This is a genomic window from Chlorobium sp. N1 (assembly GCF_004332115.1).
Lineage (GTDB): Bacteria > Bacteroidota > Chlorobiia > Chlorobiales > Chlorobiaceae > Chlorobium.
Genome location: NZ_SJPA01000011.1, coordinates 1 through 21,864 on the forward strand (window position 1 = coordinate 1; position 21,864 = coordinate 21,864).

The 21,864-nt window shown below is 64.8% G+C and carries 18 protein-coding genes, 1 tRNA gene and 1 pseudogene; 11 read left to right on the forward strand and 9 right to left on the reverse strand.

The window, feature by feature from the left end; genetic code table 11:
* Nucleotides 1-500: 500 nt before the first annotated feature.
* Nucleotides 501-995, forward strand: a pseudogene (rhuM, locus tag E0L29_RS11760) (RhuM family protein); the annotation flags it as partial.
* Between the two features lie 3 nt (nucleotides 996-998).
* On the opposite strand, the gene E0L29_RS10425 reads toward rhuM, so the two are convergent.
* The 3 genes from E0L29_RS10425 to trpB form a co-directional block, all read right to left on the reverse strand.
* Entirely contained in the window at nucleotides 999-2,066 is a 1,068-nt protein-coding gene (locus E0L29_RS10425) for a transporter substrate-binding domain-containing protein (protein ID WP_131358696.1), read from the reverse strand.
* Nucleotides 2,067-2,136: 70 nt separating this feature from the next.
* Nucleotides 2,137-2,209, reverse strand: a tRNA-Gly gene (locus tag E0L29_RS10430).
* A 108-nt stretch (nucleotides 2,210-2,317) separates the two neighbouring features.
* The gene (gene trpB / locus E0L29_RS10435) at nucleotides 2,318-3,517 is read right to left on the reverse strand and encodes a tryptophan synthase subunit beta (RefSeq protein ID WP_131358699.1); all 1,200 of its coding nucleotides are present in this window, start codon (nucleotides 3,515-3,517) and stop codon (nucleotides 2,318-2,320) included.
* 98 nt (nucleotides 3,518-3,615) lie between these two features.
* Between trpB and E0L29_RS10440 the strand changes: the two genes are divergently transcribed.
* The gene (locus tag E0L29_RS10440; RefSeq protein ID WP_242664371.1) at nucleotides 3,616-6,285 is read left to right on the forward strand and encodes a putative LPS assembly protein LptD; all 2,670 of its coding nucleotides are present in this window, start codon (nucleotides 3,616-3,618) and stop codon (nucleotides 6,283-6,285) included.
* A gap of 5 nt (nucleotides 6,286-6,290) precedes the next feature.
* Here E0L29_RS10440 and E0L29_RS10445 read toward each other — a convergent pair whose 3' ends face one another.
* Entirely contained in the window at nucleotides 6,291-7,169 is an 879-nt protein-coding gene (locus E0L29_RS10445) for an alpha/beta fold hydrolase (protein ID WP_131358701.1), read from the reverse strand.
* Nucleotides 7,170-7,291: 122 nt separating this feature from the next.
* Here E0L29_RS10445 and E0L29_RS10450 point away from each other — a divergent pair, with 122 nt between their 5' ends.
* Together E0L29_RS10450 and uvrA are read left to right on the forward strand one after the other, a co-directional pair.
* A complete protein-coding gene (locus E0L29_RS10450; protein ID WP_131358704.1) occupies nucleotides 7,292-7,714 on the forward strand; it encodes an Rrf2 family transcriptional regulator in 423 nt (140 codons plus the stop codon).
* Nucleotides 7,715-7,727: 13 nt separating this feature from the next.
* Nucleotides 7,728-10,589 carry an excinuclease ABC subunit UvrA gene (uvrA, locus tag E0L29_RS10455; RefSeq protein ID WP_131358707.1) on the forward strand — a complete coding sequence of 954 codons (2,862 nt, stop codon included), beginning with the start codon at nucleotides 7,728-7,730 and terminating at the stop codon, nucleotides 10,587-10,589.
* 18 nt (nucleotides 10,590-10,607) lie between these two features.
* Here uvrA and E0L29_RS10460 read toward each other — a convergent pair whose 3' ends face one another.
* The gene (locus tag E0L29_RS10460; RefSeq protein WP_131358765.1) at nucleotides 10,608-10,937 is read right to left on the reverse strand and encodes a hypothetical protein; all 330 of its coding nucleotides are present in this window, start codon (nucleotides 10,935-10,937) and stop codon (nucleotides 10,608-10,610) included.
* A 159-nt stretch (nucleotides 10,938-11,096) separates the two neighbouring features.
* Here E0L29_RS10460 and groES point away from each other — a divergent pair, with 159 nt between their 5' ends.
* The 6 genes from groES (at nucleotide 11,097) to E0L29_RS10490 (ending at nucleotide 16,426) form a co-directional block, all read left to right on the forward strand.
* A complete protein-coding gene (gene groES / locus E0L29_RS10465) occupies nucleotides 11,097-11,384 on the forward strand; it encodes a co-chaperone GroES (protein WP_131358711.1) in 288 nt (95 codons plus the stop codon).
* 50 nt (nucleotides 11,385-11,434) lie between these two features.
* The gene (gene groL, locus E0L29_RS10470) at nucleotides 11,435-13,078 is read left to right on the forward strand and encodes a chaperonin GroEL (RefSeq protein WP_131358714.1); all 1,644 of its coding nucleotides are present in this window, start codon (nucleotides 11,435-11,437) and stop codon (nucleotides 13,076-13,078) included.
* A gap of 108 nt (nucleotides 13,079-13,186) precedes the next feature.
* A complete protein-coding gene (gene queC, locus E0L29_RS10475) occupies nucleotides 13,187-13,882 on the forward strand; it encodes a 7-cyano-7-deazaguanine synthase QueC (RefSeq protein ID WP_131358717.1) in 696 nt (231 codons plus the stop codon).
* Between the two features lie 12 nt (nucleotides 13,883-13,894).
* A complete protein-coding gene (locus E0L29_RS10480; protein WP_131358720.1) occupies nucleotides 13,895-14,578 on the forward strand; it encodes a CPBP family intramembrane glutamic endopeptidase in 684 nt (227 codons plus the stop codon).
* A gap of 13 nt (nucleotides 14,579-14,591) precedes the next feature.
* Entirely contained in the window at nucleotides 14,592-15,404 is an 813-nt protein-coding gene (gene trpA / locus E0L29_RS10485; RefSeq protein ID WP_131358723.1) for a tryptophan synthase subunit alpha, read from the forward strand.
* A complete protein-coding gene (locus tag E0L29_RS10490) occupies nucleotides 15,401-16,426 on the forward strand; it encodes a glycosyltransferase family 2 protein (RefSeq protein ID WP_278248917.1) in 1,026 nt (341 codons plus the stop codon). Before trpA ends, E0L29_RS10490 begins: the two co-directional genes overlap by 4 nt.
* A 7-nt stretch (nucleotides 16,427-16,433) precedes the next feature.
* Here E0L29_RS10490 and E0L29_RS10495 read toward each other — a convergent pair whose 3' ends face one another.
* The gene (locus E0L29_RS10495; RefSeq protein ID WP_131358726.1) at nucleotides 16,434-17,477 is read right to left on the reverse strand and encodes an SDR family oxidoreductase; all 1,044 of its coding nucleotides are present in this window, start codon (nucleotides 17,475-17,477) and stop codon (nucleotides 16,434-16,436) included.
* On the reverse strand, nucleotides 17,474-18,046 hold the full coding sequence (locus E0L29_RS10500) for an SRPBCC family protein (RefSeq protein WP_131358729.1): 573 nt from the start codon (nucleotides 18,044-18,046) through the stop codon (nucleotides 17,474-17,476). The genes E0L29_RS10495 and E0L29_RS10500 overlap by 4 nt, the downstream gene beginning before the upstream one ends.
* Nucleotides 18,047-18,228: 182 nt before the next feature.
* Here E0L29_RS10500 and E0L29_RS10505 point away from each other — a divergent pair, with 182 nt between their 5' ends.
* Nucleotides 18,229-19,203: a calcium/sodium antiporter gene (locus E0L29_RS10505; RefSeq protein ID WP_131358732.1), complete on the forward strand. Its 975-nt coding sequence runs from the start codon at nucleotides 18,229-18,231 to the stop codon at nucleotides 19,201-19,203.
* Between the two features lie 4 nt (nucleotides 19,204-19,207).
* Here the strand turns inward: E0L29_RS10505 and E0L29_RS10510 are convergent, their stop codons facing one another.
* Nucleotides 19,208-20,587, reverse strand: coding sequence for a cation diffusion facilitator family transporter (locus E0L29_RS10510; RefSeq protein ID WP_131358735.1), 1,380 nt, complete (start codon nucleotides 20,585-20,587; stop codon nucleotides 19,208-19,210).
* Nucleotides 20,588-20,624: 37 nt separating this feature from the next.
* Nucleotides 20,625-21,830 (reverse strand): methionine adenosyltransferase, encoded by a 1,206-nt coding sequence (locus E0L29_RS10515; protein WP_131358738.1) that lies wholly within the window; start codon nucleotides 21,828-21,830, stop codon nucleotides 20,625-20,627.
* Between the last annotated feature and the right edge of the window lie 34 nt (nucleotides 21,831-21,864).

The window sequence follows — 21,864 nt, forward strand, 5'->3', positions numbered from 1 at the left end:
CAAGTCAGGGTCCCCGCCAGTGAAGGGGGATGCCATATAATCCAGCATAAAAAAATAACCCGCCAGTTTGAGGGCACGCTTGCGCGCATCGCCTTAACGGGTTTTGTTGCCTAAAATGTACAAAATGACCCCAAGTATTTCAAGCGAAATACGCGAGGACAAGTTAAGAGAGAGTGGTCAATGACGAGTGCAAAGGTGAACGGAAAACGTGTTCATCACAGGAACCAACGCGGGAATCATGTCGATATCGTTTCGGATTAAGATATACGGACTCTGCGGACAGTCTGGATGGCGAGGCTGGGCCTATGTTTTGAGGATTCCCACTGCTTGAATTCTTGATATCGGCACTAAGCGGCGCAAGTCGGGAAATACTGGCTCGCCAGGGAAGAGGTCGATTACATCGAAACGGTGAATCGCCCGATGGACATACAGGGGAGCCTATTAGATGAGTAAGCCCATCGGGCAAATTCTGAAATTGAAGCCATAGAGAGGGAATGCCCATGCCGAAAAAGACATCACCCAATAGCGTACGCCTTCGCAACAGCACGGCGGAGTTTTTGACCTTTGCCTATCAGAGCGGCGGCGACGGCGTGGAGGTGCGGGTGCAGGATGGGACAATCTGGCTGTCGCAGAAAAACATGGGGCTTCTTTTTGAGACGACACCGGAAAACGTGCTGATGCACCTGAAGAACATTTACGCCGAACACGAACTGACCGAGGATGCAACTGCTAAGGATTTCTTAGCAGTTCAAACCGAAGGAAAACGCCAGGTTCAGCGCAATATCCTGCACTACAATCTGGATGCGATCATCGCCGTGGGCTACCGGGTGAACTCCCGGCGCGCCACGGCCTTCAGGCAGTGGGCCACGGGGGTTTTGCGGGACTATACGCTCCGGGGCTATGTACTGGATCGAAAGCGGATGGAGAACGGCGCATTCCCTGATGAGGATTACTTCGAACGTCTGTTGGAGGAAATTCCCAAATTCCGCCTTTCCCCCTCACTCGTCATGCAGGTAGCGGAACCTGATCTCTTTCCATGCGTCCGATCCGACGACCTCGAGCAGGTCGCGGTTGACCTGTTCCGTTTCGGGGCTGCCGGGCGGAAGCGCGAGGGCGTAGTAGGAGGTGCGGAACGAGCGGTCGACGACGCGCACGCCGTGCGCCGCTCCCGTCGTGATCAGGTAGCGCAGCACCGGCTCGTCGTAGACGACGGCGTCGATTTTTCCCCGTTCGAGAGCCTGCAGGGCCTCGCCGACCGTCTGGAAGTACTCGCCCCGTATGGAGAGCTCCTCGAGGAAGCTGCTGCTGGTCGATGCCCTGATGGTTCCGACCCGCTTGCCGTAGAGGTCGTCGACCTTCTCTATCCCGCCGCCGAGCGAGCCGACGGTGAGCGTCGTCGTGATGGCGGCGGTGAAGCCGGATACGACGATGAGGCTCATGAACATCCATACCAGCCCGACGAGGCGCCCCGGGGCCGTTTTCGGGGCCTTGTCGCCGTAGCCGACGGTGGTCATGGTCACGGCCGCCCACCAGAAGCCCGAGCCGATCCCCTCGGCGGGGGTGCCGCCGAAATGCTCGGGATTCTTCCGCCGCTCGAAGAACCAGACGAGCAGGCCCGACAGGAGAAGCAGCAGGCTGAGCCCGCCGAGCACCCGCAGGAAAGCGGGGGAGAAGAGCCTCTGGATCGCCCGGTCCCACCCCTCCCGGGTGTCGCGCACGGCGATGGCCAGGCCCGAGCGGAAGTAGGGGTGGGAGAAGTCCAGCATCATTTCGCGCTCTGCCGTCATGGTGAGGGCGGCGGCCGCCATGTCGACCTTCCCGTCCGAGACGGCCCGGAGCATCTCCTCGAGGCCCATCGGCACGAAGACGGCCTTCCGGCCCTCTTTTTCGGCGATCGAGCGCACGAGCTCCACCGAGAGTCCCTCCCATTCTCCTTCTGCGTTCAGCATGGCGAAGGGGGGCGTCTGTTTGGTCGCCACCCTGAGCTCGTCCGTTGCGGCCGAGGCCGGTGCAAAGGACAGGATCGCCGTGAGGATGGCGAGGAGGAGGATGCGTGCGGAAGGCATGGCGGTGGGGTTCTGGTGGGCTGAAAACAGAAAAGCCCCTGACGGCTGTCAGAGGCTTTCTTCGTGCGTGAGCGGGAAACGAGACTCGAACTCGCGACCCCAACCTTGGCAAGGTTGTGCTCTACCAACTGAGCTATTCCCGCGTTGATGAGGCATCAATATAAGGAAATTTTATTTCCGTGCAACTGGTGCGTGTTTTTTCCTCGATTTCTTTTTCTCTTTTTTCCGGAAGCCCCGTCCGGCGGGGCTTTTCAGAGCCCGAACTCCTCCATGATGGTTCCCATGTCCTTGTCGCCGCGTCCCGAGAGGTTGACGATGATGATGCGGTCCTGCTCCATCTCCTTTGCGCGGTCGATGGCGTAGCGAACGGCGTGGGCCGATTCGAGCGCACAGATGATCCCTTCGGTTTCGGCCAGCGTGCGCAGCGCCGAGAGTGCGCCTTCATCGGTGACGGAGGTGTAGGTGACGAGTCCCAGTTCCTGGAGGTGGCAGTGTTCGGGGCCGACGCCGGGGTAGTCGAGCCCGGCCGAGATGGAGTGCGCCTCCTGGACCTGGCCGTCCTCGTTCTGCAGCAGCATGGTCATGGCGCCGTGCAGCACGCCCGGGCTGCCCATCGTGAGCGATGCGGCATGCCGCCGGTCGAGCCCCTCTCCGGCGGCCTCCACGCCGACGAGCTCCACCGTCCCTGCGTCCTGCAGGAACTCGTGGAACATGCCGACGGCATTGCTGCCGCCGCCGATGCATGCCGTGACGACGTCCGGCAGCCGGCCCGCCTGCTCCAGCACCTGGCGTCGGGTCTCCCGTCCGATGACCGCCTGGAAGTCTCGAACGATCATCGGGTAGGGGTGCATGCCGACGACCGAGCCGATGATGTAGAAGGTCTCTTCGGGGTTGTTCATCCAGTCGCGGATGGCTTCGCTGGTGGCGTCCTTGAGGGTGCGCGATCCGCTCGAGACCGGCCTGACCTCTGCGCCGAGCAGTTTCATGCGTGCGACGTTGGGGGCCTGGCGGCGGATGTCCTCCTCTCCCATATAGACCACGCACTCGAGGCCGAAGAGGGCGCAGACGGTGGCGGTGGCCACGCCGTGCTGGCCGGCGCCGGTCTCGGCGATGACGCGCCGCTTGCCCATTCTCCGGGCGAGCAGCACCTGGCCGAGGGCGTTGTTGATCTTGTGCGCGCCGGTGTGGCAGAGATCCTCGCGTTTCAGCCAGATCCGGGCTCCGCCGACCGAGCGGCTGAGCCCCTCGGCATGGTAGAGCGGGGTGGGCCGTCCCACGTAGTCGCGGAGGAGCAGGTCGAGCTCCCGGTGGAACTCCGGGTCGTCCTTCGCTTTCAGGTACTCGGCCTCGAGCCGGGTGGCGTTCTGCATGAGGGTTTCGGGGATGAAGCGTCCTCCGAATTCCCCGAATTTACCGGAGGCGTCCGGGGCTGAATAGGCTGTCGTCGACATGGAGCTGATGAATGGTTCTTAGGCGCGGGATTAGGTAAATAATCCTATATTTAAGAATTTACCGGCCAATATCACAACCCGAGAGTCGCCCGAACCGCGTGAAGCTTTTCGACCGTCAGATAGAAAGAGTGCTCGGACGCCTGCTGCTGGCGGTTCTGCTCTCTTCAGCGCCTTCCGCACTCCGCGCCGAAGGTTACGCCGGGCCCGACTCTTCCGCGGCAAAGTACGTCTTCGATTTCCCCGAGGAGCGGCCCGATTCGCTCTCCTCCCGCCCGGACTCATCCTCGGGCGCTCCCGCGCGTCCGGTCAGCTATGCCGCCAGGGATTCGATGGTCTACCATCTCGACACCAGGCAGGTAGAGCTCTGGGGCAAGGGTTCGGTCACCGACGAGGGGGCCACCATCAGGGGGTCGAAGATCGTCATCAACCGCAGCACCTCGAGCCTTACGGCGTTCGGAAGGTTCGACGGCGAGCATGTCCTCGACGAGCCTGCCTCTTTCAGCGATCCCGGCGGCAGTTTCGACGGCGAGGTCATCAGCTACAACTTCAAGACCCGCAAAGGCCGGACCTTCGATGCCTCCTCGATCTCCCAGGAGATCCTCTTCAGCGGCAACGACGTGACCCGCCTTCCCGACGGGGACCTCTCCGTCAGGGGCGGGAGTTTCACCACCTGCGACGACCCCGAGCCGCACTACTGGTTTTCGGCGAGCCACATGCACATCGTGCCCGACAGCCGCATCCAGGCATGGCCGCTGGTCATGTACGTGCGGCCGGAGATCTTCTCCTACCGCCTTCCCGCCCTGCCGCTTCTTCCGCTTCCCTACATGGTCTTTCCCATCAGTTCGGGCCGCAAGTCGGGCTTCCTGATCCCGCGTCCCGGCCAGGACGGCGACGGGTTCATGCTCGGCGGTCTCGGCTACTACTGGGCGATGAACGACTACATGGACCTGCGCCTGGAGGGCGACCTGCACGCCAACAGCGACAGCCGGACCGCCGAGCGCTTCCGCTACGTGAAGAGCGGCGAGTATTCGGGCACCCTGACCGGCGAGCAGAAACAGGAGGGGCTGTCGAAGAGCTGGTACTACAATGCCGTGCACAGCCAGACGATCGACCCGACCTCGAGCCTCGGCGTCAATTTCCAGTTCTACGGCGGCGAGCGCGAGAGCGATCTCAACTCCATCGACGCCGAGTCCATCATCACCGAACAGTCCAACGCTTCGGCCTACCTGTCGAAGACCTTCGGCGACAACAGCAGCATCGCCTCATTCGGCTACAGCCGTGCGGAGGATTTGCGCAACAGCAACTCCTCGCAGCGCGTGAGTGCGGTGTTCTACCAGAACCGGACCGCCCCGTTCTCCGACGCGCCTCCCGGGGACTGGCGCTCAGACGTCTCCCTGAGCTCGGGCGTCTCCTACGTCGGTGATTTCATCTCGAACACATCGGGAAGCTCGACCAGCGGCTACGTGCTCGACGCCCACGTCGATGCCGGGTATTTCCGCCGCTATTCCGACGACTTCAGCGCCATGTTCTCCCAGGGGCTGAGCCTCCAGTCGGTCGTGCCGGACACGACCCTCTACCCGCACGCCTTCAGCGGCTCGAGGGTGGTCGTGCCGCTCAGGATGCAGTCGACCCTCGCGCGCCACTTCCATCTCAACCCCTCCCTGACCTTCGACCACTACGAGCCCGACGAAGGGCGCGGCGACCCCTTCTCCACCGCGGTCTTCGCCCTGGACGCCACCACCCGGCTCTACGGCCGTCCGCTTGCAACGGGGTTCCTGGAGAACCTGACCGGCATGACGGCCGTCCGCCATGTCTTCGTACCCACCCTCACCTATGCATGGAACCGCCCCTACCCCGGGACGTGGTTCGAGCCCTCCGCCTACGACTGGCCGGACATGCTCCAGTACGGCTCCTTCCAGGAGCCGGTCTACACCGGCGTGGGGACGGGGCAGAGCACCGTCGGCATCAGCCTGAAGAACCTCTTCCAGGGGCGGTTCCGCGGCGGCGAGTATCCCTCTCCCGATGCGCTCGAAGGGGGTGACTACTCCCGCCAGCTGCTCTCGCTGACGGCGGCAACCTCGTACAACTTCGCCGCCGACAGCCTCCGGCTCGCCCCGGTGACCCTCCTTGCCTCCAGCGACGCCCTCTCCGAGCACCTGCTGCTCAGCGCCGGGGGCATGTACGACTACTACAGCTACGATTCGGCAACCGGCGAGCGCATCGACCGGGCCGCGGGCGACGACGGCCACGGTATCCTGCGCTTCGTGAAGGGGTTCGTGAACATGAGCTGGAGCTTCGAGGGTGAGCGGGCGGGTGCGGCACCCCGCCCCTCGGTGCGCGACAGCGGCATCCCCTTCATCCTCAATTCCAACCAGGCGCTCTTCCTCGAGCGCTTCAACACCACCGACACCTACCACGACATCGACTACGGGGTGCCCTGGCAGCTGCGCATGTCGATGTTCCTCTACACCGACCGCAGCAACCCGGTAAACGGGGCGGAGGCCATGTCGCTGCTCAACGCCATGCTGCGGGTGGGGCTTTCGCGCAACTGGCAGGTGGCCGTCAACACCGGCTACGATTTCCTGAACGACGACGTGGTCTTCCCGATCGTGCAGATCCACCGCGACCTGCACTGCTGGCAGCTGAGCTTCCAGTGGGTGCCTTCCGGCATCTTCAAGAGTTATTCGCTGCAGATCGGGCTGAAGGCTCCGCAGCTGCGCGACATCAAGTTCGGCAAGAAAGGCACCTCACTCGGCGGCGGTTCGTAGGGGATTCAGCCCTCGTCGATCGAGCGGAGGATATCGGCGGTGCGCCGGTTGAATGCCTCGTCGGCGTCGTGGTGGATGCAGTGTCCCGCCTTCGGGATGATCCATGCCCCCGCCTGCGGCAGCAGCTCCTGGAACTCCGGGATGATCTTGTGGGGCGGCAGCGCCGTATCCTCGGCTCCCCACAGGAGGAACGCCTTTCCCTTGTAGCGCGAGGGTTTTTCCAGGCCGTCCAGGCGGAAGTCGCCCGGGCGGCGCGACGGCGACAGGTACGACCATGCCGCACCGCGGTCCTGCAGCGGCCGGGTGAACTGGGTGACGAGCCTGAGGTTCACCTTCGACTGGTTGTAGTAGGTCGGGGCCAGGCTCTGGCTGACGCCCATGGGGTTGGCGAAGGCGGTAAAGAGCACCTCTCCGATGAGCGGCGAGCCGATGAGGCCGAAGAAGATGCTGTTCATTCCGTCCATCGTGTCGCCGAAGAGCCCGGACGGGTTGGCCAGGATCAGGGCTTCGACCTTCTCCGGGCGGCGGTCGGCGAAAAAGATGGCGCTGGCGGCGCCCATCGAGTGCCCGACCAGGATGACGCGGCCGATCTGCTTCAGCTGGAGGAACGCCTCGATCTGCGCGGCGAAGAGCTCGAGGCTGTAGCGCACGTTGGGCTTGTCGGAGCGGCCGAACCCGATGAGGTCCATGGCGTAGACCCTGCGGCCTTCGCTGAACTGCGGGATGTTCAGGTCCCAGTGCTCGAGCATGGCCCCGTAGCCGTGCAGGAAGAGGATCGGCAGGCGGTCGGCATGCTCCTCCCCGTACTCCCGGTACCGTATCTTCGCTTCCGTTTTTTCGCCGAGCTCCCAGAGGAAGTGGCGGTCCTGTTCGCTCTTTTTCATGGCCGGTCTGCGTTAAGGTCGGTGAGGGATAAACTTTCTGTATAATATACCCGTTGAGTCCCATTAAACCTCTATATTGAAAAGGAACTGAACCGCCCGCCCCTGCGGGCAACCCTCTAAGCATGCTGCAGGTATCCAGAAAATTCGAATACGGACTCCACGCCGTGGCCTACCTTGCCTCGCGGGGAGCGGAGCGCGTCGTGACCGTCAAGGAGATGGCCGAGGAGATCGGCTTTTCACCGGAGTTTCTCGCCAAGGCGATGCAGAGCCTGACGCGGGCCGGCATCGCCGCTTCCGTGCAGGGAGTGAAGGGCGGCTACACCCTCGCCCGCAGCGCCGAAAGCATCACGGTGGCCGATATCGGCACCGCCATCGAGGGCCAGCCGCACCTGGTCCGCTGCGCGCTGAAGGCCGCCAGCTGCGAGATCTACTCGTCATGCCCCCATCGCGGCTACATGACGGGCCTGCAGGACCGGATCCAGGGCCTCCTCGGCGCCACCACCGTCGCCGCCCTTCTCCGCTCGGAGGAGCGAACCACGAAATAAGAACCACCCGAACATGACCAAGCATAGGCAACCCGGTCCTGCTCCCGCCGAACCGAGCCTGCCGGACATCGTCCTCAGGGGCATCACCACCCACAACCTCCAGAACATCTCCGTACGCATTCCCCGCAACCGGTTCGTCGTCTTTACCGGCGTGAGCGGTTCGGGCAAGTCGAGCCTGGCTTTCGACACCCTCTACGCCGAGGGGCACCGCCGATACGTGGAGTCGCTCTCGGCCTACGTCCGCCAGTTCCTCGAACGCATGCCGCGACCAGAGATCGAGTCGGTGGAGGGCATCGCCCCGGCCATCGCCATCGAGCAGAAGGCGATTCCGCGCAACCCCCGCTCGACGGTCGGTACCGTCTCGGAGATCTACGACTACCTCCGGCTGCTCTACGCACGCATCGGCAAGATCTACTCCCGCGACACCAACGAGCTGGTGCTGAAGCACACCCCCGACGACGTGGCCCTGCAGGCCGGCTTCTTCGAGGAGGGAACGAAGTTCTACGCGGGGTTCCTCTTCCCTTCCCACGAGGACGGAAGCCATCACCCGCGGAGCGTGGAGGAGGAGCTCTCCAGCCTCCTCAAGAAGGGCTTTTTCCGCCTGATCTCGGGCGAGACCCTGCTCGACCTCAACCGTGAGGAGGATCGCCGGAAGGTGGTGCTGATGACCGACGGGGAGCGTCGTTCGCTGCTCGTGCTCGTCGACCGGTTCGTCGCCCGCCATGACGAAAAGTTCAGGAGCCGCGTCGGCGAGGCGGCCGAGACCTGCTTCGGCGAGTCGGGCGGCCATGCGGTGCTGCAGGTGGCCGGCGGCCGGCGCTACCGGTTCAGCGACCGCCTCGAGCTCGACGGGGTCGAGTACCAGGAGCCCTCCCCGCAGCTCTTCGCCTTCAACTCCCCGATCGGGGCCTGCACGACCTGCCAGGGGTTCGGCCGCATCGCCGGCATCGACGAACACGCCGTCGTGCCGGACCGTTCGCTCTCGATCCGGGACGGGGCCATCGCCTGCTGGAACTCCGAAAAGTATCGCTGGAACCTCGAGGAGCTGCTCCTGGCGGCCCCGAAGGCGGGAATCGATGTCGACATGCCCTACGAAAAGCTGCCCCAGGCCCACAAGGAGCTCGTCTGGAAGGGGATCGGGGGCACCGGCTACCGCGGCATATGGCCCTTCTTCCGGGAGATCGAAAAGGACGCCGGCTACAAGATGCACTTCCGCGTCTTCCTCAGCCGCTACCGCGGCTACGCCACCTGTCCCGACTGCGAGGGGTCGCGCCTCAACCCCGACGCACGCCTGGTGAGGGTGTCGGGAAAGAGCATCACCGAGGTGGTGCGCATGAACATCGCCGAGGCGCAGGACTTCTTCAAGGGGCTCGAGATCTCTCCGTTCGACCGCAGGGTGGCCGAATCGGTGCTCCAGGAGATCGAGAAGCGGCTCGGCTACCTGCTCGAGGTGGGCCTCGACTACCTGACGCTCGACCGTCTCACCCATACGCTTTCGGGCGGCGAGTTCCAGCGCATCAACCTCTCCACCTCGCTCGGCTCTCCGCTGGTCGGGGCCATCTACATCCTCGACGAGCCGAGCATCGGCCTGCACCAGAGCGATTCGGCCCGCCTCATCGGCCTGCTCCGCAAGCTCCGCGACCTCGGCAACACGGTCGTCGTCGTCGAGCACGACCGGGAGATCATCGAGGCGGCCGACGAGGTCATCGACCTCGGTCCCCATGCCGGAAGGCTCGGCGGAAAGGTGGTCTTCCACGGTACGGTCGAGGAGATGAAGCGTTCCGGAACGTCGCTGACGGCCGAGTACCTGCAGGACCGGCGCCGCATCGAGCTGCCGGAGCGGCGACGTACGCCGGACTTTTCGGCCTGCATCGAAATCACGGGCGCCATGGAGAACAACCTCAGGAACATCGACGTGCGCTTTCCGCTCGGCGTCATGACCTGCGTCACCGGCGTCAGCGGCTCGGGCAAGTCGACGCTCATCGGCGACATCCTCTGCCGGGGCCTGCGGCGCGAGAAGGAGGGGGCGAAGGAGGAGGTCGGCACCCACCGCTCGATCAGCGGCGCCTGGCTCATAGACCGCATCGAGCAGGTCGACCAGTCACCCATCGGCAAGTCCAGCCGGAGCAACCCGGTCACCTACCTGAAGATCTTCGACGACATCCGCTCGGTCTTCGCCCAGACTCCCGAGGCGAAGGCGCGGGGGTGGAAGGCGGGGTATTTCTCGTTCAATATTCCTGGCGGGCGTTGCGAGGCCTGTGCGGGCGAGGGGAGCGTGAAGATCGAGATGCAGTTCCTCGCCGACATCGAGGCGGTCTGCGAGGATTGCGGGGGGCTGCGCTACCGCTCCGACACGCTCGAGGTCAAGTACCGCGGGCGTTCGATCGCCGAGGTGCTCGACATGACCGTGGACGAGGGCGTCGAGTTCTTCGCCCGCGAAAAGTCGATCGCCCGCAAGCTCTCGGTGCTCCGGGAGGTGGGGCTCGGCTACATCCGCCTCGGCCAGTCCTCGAGCACCCTCTCGGGGGGCGAGGCCCAGCGGCTGAAGCTTGCGAGCTTCATCGCGCGCGCCGACGTCGAACACACCCTTTTCGTCTTCGACGAGCCGACGACAGGCCTGCACTTCGAGGACATCCGCCGTCTGCTCGGCTGCTTCGAGAAACTGCTCGAGCAGAAGAACACGCTCGTCATCATCGAGCACAACCCCGACATCATCTCGCAGGCCGACTGGGTGATCGATCTCGGTCCCGGCGCCGGGGACCGGGGCGGGAGCCTCGTCGCGGAGGGGACGCCCGAGGAGCTGGCCGCCATGGACGAGTCGCTCACCGGCCGGCACCTCAGGCCGCTGTTCCGGCGTCTCGGCGGCAAGAGATAGCGGATGTGGAGGGGCGGCTCACTCTTCGGGAGCGAGCCGGATGGGGATCGGGTCGTCCTCGAGCGCGCCGCCGTGCAGGCGGATGTGTGGGTAGTGCGACTCGGAGGTGCGCTCCACCCATACCTTCCTGCCCTGCTCATGGCCGCTTTCGTTCATCTCGACCGAGAGCCGGTTGCTGGCCAGGGCGTATATCTCCTGCAGAATGACGGCGTGCTCGCAATCCCCGGAGGTCGCCGTATCGTCCTTTATCTTCGAGAGGATGCTCTCGAGTTTCTCCATGGCCACTTTGCCGACGAGGCTCTGCAGCCGCTCGTCCCTTCTTTCGTGATGTCCTTCACGCATGTTCATGGTCATAGCCCTTGAAAACTGTTTGTATGAATGACGGATTTTTTTATACTTCAGATGTTCTGTTAGCACTCATCCCGATCGAGTGCTAAAAACGGAACGGGGCAACTGCCTTACCAATAGTATCGCACTATTAATCCAAAACCCAAACAAGAGAAGACAATGAACCTGAAACCGTTAGCTGACCGGGTTATTGTTAAGCCCGCACCTGCAGAAGAGAAGACCAAGGGCGGCCTGTACATTCCCGATACCGGAAAGGAAAAGCCGATGTACGGCGAAGTCGTCGCCGTCGGTGCCGGCAAGATGAGCGACAGCGGCCAGCTGCTGGCCATGCCGGTCAAGGCCGGCGACAAGGTGCTCTACGGCAAGTACTCCGGCACTGAGGTCTCCGTCGAGGGTGAGGACTACCTCATCATGCGCGAGTCCGACATCTTCGCCATTCTCGGCTGACAGCAACCAATAGATTCTTACTAACCCTTACATAGAAGGAACGCTTTACCATGACTGCTAAAGATATTCTCTTCGATGCCGACGCACGCGCCAAACTCAAAGTGGGCGTGGACAAGCTGGCCAACACCGTGAAAGTCACGCTCGGACCTGCCGGCCGCAACGTCCTCATCGACAAAAAATTCGGCGCTCCCACCTCGACCAAGGACGGCGTGACCGTCGCCAAGGAGATCGAGCTCGAGGACGCCATCGAGAACATGGGCGCCCAGATGGTGCGCGAAGTGGCATCCAAGACCAGCGACGTCGCCGGTGACGGTACCACCACCGCAACCGTGCTCGCCCAGGCCATCTACCGCGAGGGCCTGAAGAACGTCGCCGCAGGCGCACGCCCGATCGATTTGAAGCGCGGCATCGACCGTGCCGTCAGGGAGGTCGTCGGTGAGCTCCGCACGATCAGCCGCAGCATCTCCGGCAAGAAGGAGATCGCACAGGTCGGCACCATCTCTGCCAACAACGATCCCGAGATCGGCGAGCTGATCGCCGAGGCCATGGAGAAGGTCGGCAAGGACGGCGTCATCACCGTCGAAGAGGCCAAGGGCATGGACACCGAGCTGAAGGTCGTCGAGGGCATGCAGTTCGACCGCGGCTACCTCTCCCCGTACTTCACCACCAACGCCGAGACCATGGAGGCCGAGCTCGAGGACGCGCTCATCCTCATCCATGACAAGAAGATCGGCAACATGAAGGAGCTGCTTCCGATCCTGGAGAAGTCCGCACAGTCCGGCAGGCCGCTGCTCATCATCGCAGAGGACATCGAGGGCGAGGCGCTCGCGACCCTCGTCGTCAACCGTCTCCGCGGCACCCTGAAGGTCTGCGCCGTCAAGGCTCCGGGCTTCGGCGACCGCCGCAAGGCCATGCTCGAAGACATCGCCATCCTCACCGGCGGAACCGTCATCAGCGAGGAGAAGGGCTACAAGCTCGAGAACGCCACCGTCAACTACCTCGGCCAGGCCGTCCGCGTCAACGTCGACAAGGACAACACCACCATCGTCGAGGGCAAGGGCACCCAGGATGAGATCAAGGCACGCATCAACGAGATCAAGGGCCAGATCGAGAAGTCCACGTCCGACTACGACACCGAGAAGCTCCAAGAGCGCCTCGCCAAGCTCTCCGGCGGCGTTGCCGTCCTCAACATCGGTGCTTCCACCGAGGTCGAGATGAAGGAGAAGAAGGCACGTGTCGAGGATGCGCTGCACGCGACCCGCGCAGCCGTCCAGGAAGGCATCGTCGTCGGCGGCGGCGTCGCGCTCATCCGCGCGGCCAAGGGCCTTGCCAACGCGACTGCCGACAACGAGGACCAGAAGACCGGCATCGACATCATCCGCCGCGCCCTCGAGGAGCCGCTCCGCCAGATCGTCGCCAACACCGGCACGACCGACGGCGCAGTGGTCATCGAGCACGTCAAGCTGGGCGAGGGAGACTACGGCTTCAACGCACGCACCGAGCAGTACGAGAACCTCGTCGAGGCCGGCGTCGTCGACCCGACCAAGGTGACCCGCAGCGCGCTCGAGAACGCGGCTTCCGTCGCAAGCATCCTCCTGACCACCGAGGCATGCATCACCGACATCAAGGAAGACAAGGCCGACATGCCGGCAATGCCTCCGGGCGGCATGGGCGGTATGGGCGGCATGTACTGATCCGCACCGCATCGCGTCCTAAGCAAAGGCCAGCCTTCGGGCTGGCCTTTTTTTTTGTACCTTAAGGCAGCACGCTTTGGATTCACTCACCGCAAGCAATACAACGCCATGAAAGCCGTTCTGCTACTCAGCGGCGGGATGGACAGTCTCGTCACCACGGCGGTCGCGCACCGGGAGGGGTTCGACCTTGCCGCCATGCACGTCAACTACGGCCAGCGCACCTGGCAGAAGGAGCTCGACTGCTTCCGCCGGATCGCCGACCACTATGGAATCGCAGAGCGGCTCGAAGTCGACGCCGACTTCCTCGGCCGGATCGGCGGCTCCTCCCTTACCGACCGGGACATCGCCGTAGAAGGCGCCGACCTGCACGGCTCCTCCATTCCCACCAGCTACGTGCCGTTCCGCAACGCCTGCTTCCTCTCCATGGCCACGAGCTGGTCGGAGGTGATCGGGGCGGAGCGCATCTTCATCGGGGCCGTCGAGGAGGATTCCTCCGGCTATCCCGACTGCCGCCGCGTCTTCTACGACGCCTTCAGCCGCGTCATCGAGCTCGGCACCAGGCCCGAGACCTCCATCGGCATCGTCACCCCGCTCATCTCCCTGCAGAAGGCGGGCATCGTCGAACTCGGCATGGAGCTCGGGGCCCCCTTCCAGCACAGCTGGTCCTGCTACAAGAGCGAGGGCCGGGCCTGCGGCCTGTGCGACAGCTGCGCGCGCCGGCTCAGGGCCTTCGAGCTGCTGGGCCTGCGCGACCCGATTGATTATGAGGTGCGTCCGCAGTATATTGACGGACCTTTACCGTAAACATCCAGTCGTATGAATCCGTCCAGCTCCCCCGTTTCCGCCTTTTCGTCCTCCGCCGGACGCCTTGTCCTTTCGCTCGGCCTCGCCGGCCTCATCTGGCTCCTCGGCCTCGCCGGCCACTTCAGTCCGGCGGGCGAGTGGCCCGCACTCTTTCTCTACGTTCTCGGCTCGATCGGCCTGGCCCTCTATATCGGCCGGCGCGACGGGCTGGAGTCGATCTGGCTCAGGGGCGGCCTCCACGGTCGTTCGCTCCTCTGGGGCGGACTTGCCGGCCTCGTGCTCTTCGCGATGGACATCACCAACACCGTCCTCTACTACAAGAACGGCGGCGCGCCGATGGTGGAGATGGAGCTCCTGCTCGTCAACCGTTCGCTGCTCTGGCTGTTCCCGGTGCTGATCCTTGCCGAGGAGTTCCTCTGGCGCGGCATGCTCCTCTCCTCCATGATCGGCCGGGGTCTGAACCCCCACCTGGCGGTGGCTCTCACCACCCTCATGTACGCCCTCAACCACTTCGCCGTGGCGCCGGTCGGCATGAGGGAGCGTGCGCTCATGGCCATGATGGCCATGCCGATCGGCATCTTCGGCGGCTACCTGGTGCTGAAGACCCGCAACGTGTGGGGGAGCGTACTCGTCCATATGATCACCATGGCTTCGATGGTGCTCGACATCTTCGTCATACCGAAACTGATACACTGAGGGGGAGCAGAGCTTGACACAGACTACCGAGAACAGGATCACCGCACGGCTCCGCCGTGAGGAAAAACTGCTACTGGCCTACTACATGCCGGAGTTTCCGGTGGCGGGCTCGACCCTGCCGGTGCTCGAGGCGCTCCAGGAGGCCGGCGCCGACATCATCGAGCTCGGCATTCCCTTTTCCGATCCGGTCGGCGACGGCCCGGTGATCCAGAACGCCGCCCATGTGGCCATCAGGAACGGCGTCACCGTGCGGGGGCTGCTCGAACTGGTCCGCAGGGCGAGGGCGGGCGAGGGGTGCCGTCCCGTCACCGTCCCGATCCTCCTCATGGGCTACAGCAATCCGCTCCTGGCCTACGGTGGCGACTGCTTCCTGAACGACGCCCGCGAGGCCGGCGTCGACGGGCTCCTCATTCCCGATCTTCCGCCGGAGGAGTCCCTGGACTTCCTCGAGCGGGCCCGTTCGTTCGGCCTGACGGTGGTCTACCTGATTTCGCCGGTGACCCCGCCGGAGCGCATCGAGTGGATCGACAGCCTCTCGACCGACTTCTCCTACTGCCTGGCCGTCAACGCGACGACCGGCACCTCGAAGCTCTCCGATGCGGCCACCGAGGCGGCTGTCGACGAGTACCTCCGCCGGGTCCGCCTGCATGCGAAAAAGAAGTTCGTGGTCGGTTTCGGCATCAGGGACCGCCAGCGGGTCGAGCATATGTGGCGATTCGCCGACGGGGCCGTGGTCGGCACGGCGCTGCTCGAGGCGATCGGCGGGGCTGCGGCGCCCGACGAGGCGGCGCGCATGGCCGGCGCATTCTGGCGGGGGCTGCGGTGACGGAGTCCGGAGCACGGCCGACGGTCGACATCATCATTCCCCACTACCTCCAGCGCGAGATGCTCGAGCGCTGCCTCCGTTCGCTCGCCCTGACCGACTATCCCGGGATGGGGATCCTCGTCATTGACAACGGCGGCTTCCTTCCGGGCCTCCAGGCTCTCGTCGCCGCAACTCCCGGTGCCCGGCTCCACCGTCTCGGGGAGAACCGCGGCTACGCCGGAGGGTGCAACGAGGGGCTGCGCCATTCCCGGGCTGAGTTCGTGGTCTTCATGAACGACGACACCACCGTCAAAGATCCCGACTGGCTCCGCCTCCTCGTCGACGAGGCCTTGCGCCACCCCGGCGCGGCCGCCTTCCAGCCGAAGCTGCTCTCCACGAAACGGGTGGTCGGCCCGCGGCGCATGTTCGACTACGCCGGTGCGGCCGGCGGCATGATCGACCGGCTCGGCTACCCCTACTGCCTCGGACGCACCATCACCGGATCGGAAACCGACCGGGGGCAGTACGACCTGCCCCGCAGCATTTTCTGGGCCTCCGGCGCGGCCATGTTCGCACGCCGCGAGCCGGTCGCCTCGGTCGGCGGGTTCGATGAGGACTTCTTCATGCACATGGAGGAGATCGACCTTGCCTGGCGGCTGATCCTTGCCGGCTGGTCGGTGCGCTCCGCTCCGGCCTCGGAGGTCTTCCATGAGGGCGGGGCCTCGCTCGGCGAAGGTTCTCCGGAGAAGATCTACTTCAACCATCGCAACAACATGCTGATGCTCCTGAAGAACCGCAGCGGGGCCGGGCTCCTCAGGATCCTCCCCGTGCGTATCCTCCTGGAGCTGGCCGCCGTCCTCTACTACCTGCCGCACTCTCCCGGGGGAGGCCGCAAGGCCGCTTCGGTCTTCCGTGCCATGAAGGACGCCGTGCGCCAGTTTCCGGCAACCTGGCGCAAGCGCCGCCGGGTGCAGGCCTCGAGGCGGGTCGGGGAGCGCACGGTCTTCAGCGGCATGCCATTCTTCCAGCTGCTCCGCCGATAGGCGGCTGTTACCCCCTCCTGTCCGGCAGGTGCCCCTGGCGGATCATGTCTTCAAGGGCCTCCAGGATGCTCTCTTCGGGCGGAGTGAACCTCATCCCGAGCTCACGGGTGATCTTTTCGCTGCCGACCCGGATCGTCCGGCCGATATGGGTGCGGATGAAGGTGCCGATGTGCCTCGGCTGCGTGCGGGAGAGCAGCTTCATCAGCGCCGTGCCGGCCCGGCCGGAAAGGTCGGCTCGGGGAAGGGGGTAGCGGCCGTAGCCGTTTTCCCTCAGCAGCCCGACGAGCTCTTTCATCGTCATCTCCCCGGCCGTGCAGAGGTAGCGTCCGGAAGCTTCCGGAATCTCCATGGCCAGGATGTGCGCCCTTGCCGTGTCGCGCACGTCGACGAATCCCCAGTTCATGTCCATCAGGGCGGGGTAGACCCCCGAGAGGATGTCGCGCAGCATGGCGTTCGAGGTGTTCAGCGAAGGTCCGAGCGAGGGGCCGGTGACGAGGGTGGGGTTGATTGCGACGAGGTCGAAGCCGGGCTTGCGGCGCTCCATGAACTCCCATGCGGCCCGTTCGGCCATGGTCTTGGCGTAGTGGTAGGGGTTGCGTGCGAGCGAGGAGCGCTCGTTCCAGTCCTCTTCGGTGTAGGTGTGCCCGCTCCGGGGTTCGTCCGTCACGGCGGCGATGGAGGAGGTGAGCACCACGCGCTCGACCGAGCCGCTTGCGAGCGAGGCTTCGAGCACCTGGCGCGTGCCATGCAGCGCGGGTTCGAGCAGGTCGCGCTCCGGGTCGCGGACGTCGAGCGCATAGGGGCTCGCCGTGTGCATGACATGGCGGCACCCTTCGACGGCATGCCCGAAGGAGCCCTCGCGCAGGAGGTCCGCCGTCACGAGCTCCAGGCGCTCCCTGGCTCCCGGCAGCCCCGTGAGCCAGGGGTAGTCGCCGGGTGAGCGCCTTACGGTGCCCCTGACGCGGTAGCCGGAGGCGAGGAGCTGGCCGGTGATATGGGAGGCGATGTAGCCCGAGGCTCCGGTGACGCATATCCTGTTCTGCTCGTTCATCTCTTCTCTGCTTGGGGTTCGGGGTCGAGTTCGGCGGTTCGGCGGTGCGCCCTGAGGATGTCGGGAAGGTCCTGGCGCTGCACGAATGCGACGAGGAAGGGGGGCGCGAAGAACTTCGGGCGGACGAGGGCGCTGTAGGTGAGGATGGTGGCGGCCCCGTTCTCTGTTCCCTCCATGTCCCACCGGCCGCCATAGCGGCTGAAATCGCCTTCGAGCTGCCGGAAGAGGACGCTATGGGGAGGCTCTTCGTCGACCCTGAGCCGGAAGCGGACCGTCAGCTCAAGGAAGAGGATTCCGCTCCTGCCGCTCTGCTCGATCTCGATTGCCGGGCCCTCACGGGAGAGGACGCGGCTTTCGGTGAGCTTCGGCAGCGTCCGCTGCAGGTTCGCGTAGTCGGTGACGGCATGCCAGACCCTTTCGGGAGGGGCCTCTACCAGGATCCGCCCCAGGACGGAGACGGTCCCGTCCTGAAGGATCCGCAGCTCTACGGGAACCTCGCCCGCGCGGAGCCTTCGGGCCGCTGCCTCATCCGGCGGCGGTGGCGGCAACAGGGGTTCTCTTTCCTCCATCGGTTCTCCTCTTCCGGGTTCATGGTGACGGCGCTCCGAAAGAAAGATACGACGAATATCCTTATGTCGCCTCTCCTCGCTCGTCGCTGCGTCGAGGGCGCGGCCGAATGTGATTGCTATTTTCCCCCCAAGGCCCTAATTTCATGGCGGATCCCCCTTCACCCTCTTGACCGTTCAATTGCATGACGCTCTTCATCATCGCCATCCTTCTCGGCCTTCTGCTGCTTGTCTGGAGCGCCGAGCGCTTCGTCGAGGGAGCGGCCTCGCTGGCCGACCACTTCGGCATGCCTTCGCTGCTCATCGGCATGGTGGTCGTCGGGTTCGGCACCTCGGCGCCCGAGATCGCCGTCTCCGTCCTGGCCTCGATCCAGGGCAACCCCGACCTTGCCATCGGCAACGCATACGGTTCGAACATCACGAACATTTCGCTCATCCTCGGCCTGACGGCCCTTTTGAGCCCGATCGCCGTCGAGTCGAAGATCCTGCGCAAGGAGCTCCCCGTCCTTGCGGCCGTCACCCTCCTTGCGGTGCTGCAGCTGCAGGACGGCTACCTCTCCAGGGCCGACGCCCTGGTGTTGCTCCTGGTCTTCGCCCTCCTGCTCGCCCTCTCGGTCCACACTGCCATGCAGAAGAAGGGCGACGCCCTCGAAGAGGAGGTCGAGCAGGAGCTAGAGGTGCGCGAAATGCCGCTCTGGCGCTCGATGCTCTCTCTTTCGGGCGGGCTCGTGCTGCTCGTCATGAGCTCGCGGATGCTGGTCTGGGGAGCGGTCGGCATCGCCGGGATGCTGGGGGTCAGCAGCCTGATCATCGGCCTCACGGTCGTGGCCGTCGGGACCTCGCTGCCGGAGCTGGCCACTTCGCTCGTCGCCGTAAGGAAGGGGGAGCACGACCTCGCTTTCGGCAACGTCCTCGGCTCGAACCTCTTCAACACCCTCATCGTCGTCGGGGCTGCTGGATCGATCCACCCCTTCCATGTGGGCCCCGAGCTCTTCAGCCGCGACATGCTGGTCATGAGCGTGCTGACGGCCTCGCTGTTCGTTTTCGGGTTCGGGTTCCGCAAAGCGGGCACGGGCCGCATCAACAGGGTGGAGGGTGCCGTGCTGCTTTCCGCCTACGTCGCCTATACCGCCTGGCTCGTCGTGACGGCTTTCGGCTGAGCGCTCATTCCGGCAGCGGTTCGGCGTGGACGATGACCCTCGCGGCGTCCGGCACCGCCCGGTAGATCGCCCCCTCGAGGCGGCTCGTCACCGCGTGTGCCCGCTCGAGCTGAAGATCGCCGTGGAATGAGCAGTGCAGGGTGATGGTGAGTTTCCCCGCGTCTGTCGACAGGATCGTGATGTCGTGGACGTCCCCGATCTCTTCGAACTCGTCGGCCGCCGCAGCGATGAGGGTGCGGATGGTTGCGGCTTCGGGTTCGGCAAGCGGTTTCGTGGGGCGTTCGCCGCTGCGGAGCGGGTCGAGGTGGATGCAGAGCTCGAGCTGGCCGTCGAACTCCCGGCGAAGGTCCTCCTCGAGGCGCGAGACCGCATCGTGGGCCCTGCGGAGGGTGAGCTGCTGGTCGAGCTCCACGTCGAAGCTGATGTGGGTCACGCTGCCGCTCCGGCTCGTCGAGATGTTGTGGGCGTGCAGCCCGTGGTTGAGCCCCTTCACGTGGACCCGCTCCGCGATGGTCTCCCGGTCGAGTGCTACGGGGGCCGTGTGGATCGTCATGTCGGCGACGGGAAACTCCCCGTGGACCCGCTTCTCGATGGCCGAACAGATGTCGCGGACCTTCTCGACCGAAAGGGTGCGGCTTACGGTGAGGGAGAGTTCGACGAAGATCTGCGGCCCGGAGGGTTTCACCCGTATCTTTGATATCCCGACGACCCCTTCGATTCCGAGGACGAGCTCTTCGATGCGGTCGGCGATCCCTTCGGGGGCCGCGTCGGTGAGGATGTCTATGGTCTTGCGGCCGAGGCTTATGGCTGCGCGGGCGACGAGCACCGCCACGGCGATGCCCGCCGCCGGATCCGCCCAGTGGATGCCGGCTGCCGCAAATCCGAGGCCCAGCAGGACGACGGCGGAGCTGAGGACGTCGGAGCTGAAGTGGAGGGCGTCGGCTTCGAGGGCCTGGCTCCGGGTCTCTCTGGCGACCTTTTTGAGGTGATTCGCCCGGTGCAGGTCGACGAGGATGGAGAGCACGATCACGCCGACGGCGTACCAGGTCACCTCGATCTCGGCCGATCCCGACAGCAGCCGTTCGACGGCCGCCTGGACGATCCATATGCTGGTGAGGAGGAGCAGGCCCGTTTCGATGAGGGCTGAGACGCTCTCGACCTTGGCGTGTCCGTAATGGTGCTTGCGGTCGGCCGGTGAGGCGCTCATGCGAACCGCGAACCAGGTCAGGGCCGCCGCGCCGAAGTCGAGTGCGGAGTGCAGTGCTTCGGAGAGGATGCCGATGCTGCCGGTCATGATGCCGACCGCCGCTTTCATGAGGGTGAGCAGGGCGCTGGCCGCGACGGAGCCGATGGCGGCCTGCTCTTTTTTTCTGCTGGTTTCCATAGGGGGAAAAGTACGACGCTTTCTTCTTGATTCATAATCAGCTGAGGCTGAACTCCCCCCCGGCGAGCCGCTGCCTGTAGCGGTCGACCGCGGCCAGTTCGCGGCGGATGACGGCTTCGACGGCAGGGCGGACATCCCCGAGCGTGACGCCGGCCTCGAGGCCGAGCACGGCCGAGGCCACGAGCGGCGAGGAGAGCGCGCGGCCGATACGGCTGCAGAGGAAGATCGAGGCCTCCTCCAGGCCGTCGACCTCCCGGTGGACCGCCATGGCGATCTCCCTGGCCAGTACGTTGTAGATCTTGCCGACGTGGTTGAAGGGATTCTTGCCGGCCGCGGCCTCGAGGCTCTGCGGCCTCGAGAATGCGATCAGGCCGTTGACCCGGTTGCCGCGCCCGACCTCCCCGCTGTCGGCGCCCTCGGCCGAGGTGCCGAGTACCGTGAGGTAGATGCCGCTCTCGGCGCGCGACGGGTCGTCGAGGGCGTTGAGGCCGATCTCAAGCATGTCGAAGGGGCGGTCGGCTGAAAACCTCCGGAGCTCTTCGAGGACGGCCTCCTTCCGCTCGAAGTACTCCCGCACTCCCCGGACATGGCGGTCGACGAAAGCCATGGCGACGGTCAGCGAGCAGCGCCGGCCGGTGCGTACCGCCATCACCTTCACGTCTTCGCCGCTTTCCGGGAAGCGCTCCTTGATCGCGCGGGAGTTGAGGAAGCGCTCGCAGTCGAGCACCAGCTCTTCGGTCGGGCTGAAGGGGGCGTAGCCGACGCCGACGGAGGTGTCGTTGGCTCCGGTTCCGGGCCGGCTGAAGAGGTCGGCAAGCTCCTGCGATCCCGGCCGGGTCGCGTTCTGGAAGGTGATGTGGCGCAGGGGGTCGACGAAACGGAGGTTCTGCCGGATCCAGTCCGCGGCAGCGGCTTCGATGATTTCGGCGACCGGAATGCGCACCCCCCTGAACATGGCGGTGGCGCGGTCCCCGTAGACCAGGCGCATGGGTTCGAGTATCCGGCCTCCTCCGGGCATCGGTTCCGTCGTGCCGGCGACGAGCAGCCCCTTGTCGAGGTTGTGGTGGAGGATGGTGCCGAAGCGTTCCAGATAGGCCCGGGAGAGCGCCAGGGAGGCGCGCTCCATCACCCGGTCGCAGATGGTGTCGGGGTGGCCGGTGCCTTTGCGTTCGACCATTTCGACCTGTCGGCGGGCTGCCGTGCCTTCAGTCTTCTCGATGAGGATTTCCGTCTCCCTTTCCATGATGGCGCTCCGGTTGGCGTTCTAAAAAGGGGGA

Bases quoted from the DNA above. Each gene is read 5' to 3' on its own strand.
- queC (WP_131358717.1), top strand. From the start codon at position 13,187: ATGAAAGCCGTTCTGCTACTCAGCGGCGGGATGGACAGTCTCGTCACC.
- E0L29_RS10515 (WP_131358738.1), bottom strand. From the start codon at position 21,830: ATGGAAAGGGAGACGGAAATCCTCATCGAGAAGACTGAAGGCACGGCA.
- E0L29_RS10450 (WP_131358704.1), top strand. From the start codon at position 7,292: ATGCTGCAGGTATCCAGAAAATTCGAATACGGACTCCACGCCGTGGCC.
- groES (WP_131358711.1), top strand. From the start codon at position 11,097: ATGAACCTGAAACCGTTAGCTGACCGGGTTATTGTTAAGCCCGCACCT.
- trpB (WP_131358699.1), bottom strand. From the start codon at position 3,517: ATGTCGACGACAGCCTATTCAGCCCCGGACGCCTCCGGTAAATTCGGG.
- E0L29_RS10480 (WP_131358720.1), top strand. From the start codon at position 13,895: ATGAATCCGTCCAGCTCCCCCGTTTCCGCCTTTTCGTCCTCCGCCGGA.
- E0L29_RS10510 (WP_131358735.1), bottom strand. From the start codon at position 20,587: ATGGAAACCAGCAGAAAAAAAGAGCAGGCCGCCATCGGCTCCGTCGCG.
- E0L29_RS10460 (WP_131358765.1), bottom strand. From the start codon at position 10,937: ATGAACATGCGTGAAGGACATCACGAAAGAAGGGACGAGCGGCTGCAG.
- uvrA (WP_131358707.1), top strand. From the start codon at position 7,728: ATGACCAAGCATAGGCAACCCGGTCCTGCTCCCGCCGAACCGAGCCTG.
- E0L29_RS10445 (WP_131358701.1), bottom strand. From the start codon at position 7,169: ATGAAAAAGAGCGAACAGGACCGCCACTTCCTCTGGGAGCTCGGCGAA.
- groL (WP_131358714.1), top strand. From the start codon at position 11,435: ATGACTGCTAAAGATATTCTCTTCGATGCCGACGCACGCGCCAAACTC.
- E0L29_RS10425 (WP_131358696.1), bottom strand. From the start codon at position 2,066: ATGCCTTCCGCACGCATCCTCCTCCTCGCCATCCTCACGGCGATCCTG.
- E0L29_RS10495 (WP_131358726.1), bottom strand. From the start codon at position 17,477: ATGAACGAGCAGAACAGGATATGCGTCACCGGAGCCTCGGGCTACATC.
- E0L29_RS10505 (WP_131358732.1), top strand. From the start codon at position 18,229: ATGACGCTCTTCATCATCGCCATCCTTCTCGGCCTTCTGCTGCTTGTC.
- E0L29_RS10500 (WP_131358729.1), bottom strand. From the start codon at position 18,046: ATGGAGGAAAGAGAACCCCTGTTGCCGCCACCGCCGCCGGATGAGGCA.